General features: G+C 67.4%; 1 protein-coding gene. It reads left to right on the top strand.

Features of this window, described 5'->3' with window-relative positions; translation table 11 throughout:
• A partial coding sequence (addA, locus tag ACFP9U_RS24780) for a double-strand break repair helicase AddA (protein ID WP_378625521.1) occupies window positions 1-2261 on the top strand: 2261 nt, incomplete at both ends.

The following is a 2261-nucleotide window of genomic DNA, read 5'->3' as shown; positions in this document are numbered from 1 at the left end:
CGGCGAGATCGTCGCCCGGCGCGAGGGCCTGCGCCTCTTCATCGACGGCGCGACCGACGGGAACACGCCGCTGCCCGCCCTTCTGGCCGAATTCGGCTTCGGCGAGGGCGAGACCGCGCAAAGCCTCGCCGCCGAGGCCTGGCCGGTGCCCGGCTTCACGCCCGTCGAATATGATCATTTCGTGAACGCCGCGCAGGAGGCGGGGGCGAGCCTTGTATTGAAGAACATCGTGCCCGATGCATCGGCCGCCTTCGCGGAAACCGATCCGGTGCGCCGCCTCGATCTTCTGGCGCGCGGTTTCCTGAAGGCCGACGGCGAGCCCTATGGCGAGAAGACGTTCAAGGCGGCGCTAAAGGATCGCCTGCCCGGCATCTATGAGCGCTATCTGGAAGCGGCCGCCTTTCTCTCCCGCATTGCCGACCGGTTGGCGCTCCTGCGCATGCTGGAGGCCACCGCCGCCGCAGTGTCGATCGCCGATGCACTGATAGACCGTTACGAGCGCCTGAAGCGCGCCCGCGGCTTTCTCGATTTCAACGACCTCATCATGCGCACCGTGCGTCTGCTGGCGCGTCAGGACGTCGGCCCGTGGGTCCAGTACAAGCTCGACCGCGGCATCGACCATATCCTCATCGACGAGGCGCAGGACACGAGCCCCCACCAATGGGAGATCGTGCGTCAGCTGGCGGAAGAATTCTTTGCCGGCGAAGGTGCGCGCGAGGGTGTGGAGCGGACCATCTTCGCCGTCGGTGACGAGAAGCAGTCGATCTATTCCTTCCAGGGCGCGGAGCCTGCCGCCTTCGCCGAGAGCGGTACCGTCTTCGCAAAGCGCGTCCCGGCGAGCGGCAGCCGCTTCGAGAAGGTGCGGCTGACACGCTCCTTCCGGTCGACCGAGGATGTGCTGCGCGCCGTCGATCTGGTGTTCGCGCGCGAGGAAGTTCGCGAGGGTCTGACGCTCTATCGCGAGCCGATCGAGCATAAGGCTATTCGCGAGAACGCGCCGGGTTACGTGGAGGTCTGGTCGCCCCTCAGCCCGCAGGTGGTGGAGGAGCCGGACGACTGGACCCAGGCCGTCGACCACGCCTCCGCGCCGGCCGCCCGGTTGGCCGAGGTGATCTCTGCCGAGATCGAGCGCTGGCTGAAGAGTGGCGAGGTTCTCGAGGGCAAGGGGCGCCGCCTTCGCCCGGGCGACGTCATGGTGCTGGTGCGCAAGCGCGACCGCTTCGTGCATGCCCTGTCGCGCAGCCTGAAGAACCGGCAGATATCGGTCGCCGGCGCCGACCGCCTGCGGCTCACCGGCCACATTGCCGTCAAGGACCTGATGGCGCTCGGCCGTTTTCTCCTGCAGCCGAATGACGACCTGTCGCTTGCCGCGATCCTGAAAAGCCCCCTCTTCGGATTGGACGAAGATGTGCTTTTCCGGCTTGCCTGGCCCCGCGAAGGCGGGATGTCGCTCTTCGGCGCCATGCGGCGCAAGGCACACGAGGATGCGCGCCTGAAGGAAATCCTCGACACGTTGCTGGCGTGGCAGAACGAGGCCGCCTTCAAGCCCGTCTACGAGTTCTACGCCGGGATTCTCGCCGGCACGCCCGAGCGCCCGGGCGCGCGCGGCCGTTTTGTCGCCCGGCTGGGGCACGAGGCGCACGACATTCTGGACGAATTCCTGTCCTTTTGTCTCGCTGGCGAGAAGACGGGCCTGATCGGGCTGGAAGCGCTTCTGGCCACCCTTGAGGGCGCGGCCCCCGAGGTCAAGCGCGAGATGGACCAGTCGCGCGACGAGATTCGTATCATGACCGTTCACGCGGCCAAGGGTCTGGAGGCGCCGGTGGTCTTCCTGGTCGACCCCGGCAGCGCCCCGGTCAGCAACAATCATATGCCGTGCCTGATGCCTTTCGCGATGAAAGGGCTCGGCCGTCCGTTAACGGGCTATCTCTGGCGTCAGGGCAAGGACCTTGCCAATTCCGCCGCCCGCCAGTTCGAGGCGGAGGTGCGCCGCAAGGCCGAGGAGGAGTACCGGCGCCTGCTTTACGTGGGCATGACGCGTGCCGAAGATCGTCTCATCGTCTGCGGCTATCACGGCGCGCGGCCCGCGCCCGATACGTGGCATACGCTGGTGCGCGAGGCTTTCGCCGCCGCGCCCGGAACAGAGGAGCGCGACACGCCGGAGGTTTGCGCACCGGTTCTGCGCTTCCGAGTCACACCGCTCACGGAGACCGCGCCGGTCCAGTCCGACGGCGCGGCAGAAGCCGAGGCGGCACCGCTGC

Source organism: Nitratireductor sp. GCM10026969 (assembly GCF_042660605.1).
In the GTDB taxonomy this organism is placed as follows: Bacteria; Pseudomonadota; Alphaproteobacteria; order Rhizobiales; family Rhizobiaceae; genus Chelativorans.
Note: the sequence above shows the minus strand (reverse complement) of the source record. Positions and strands in the feature narration are given on the sequence as shown.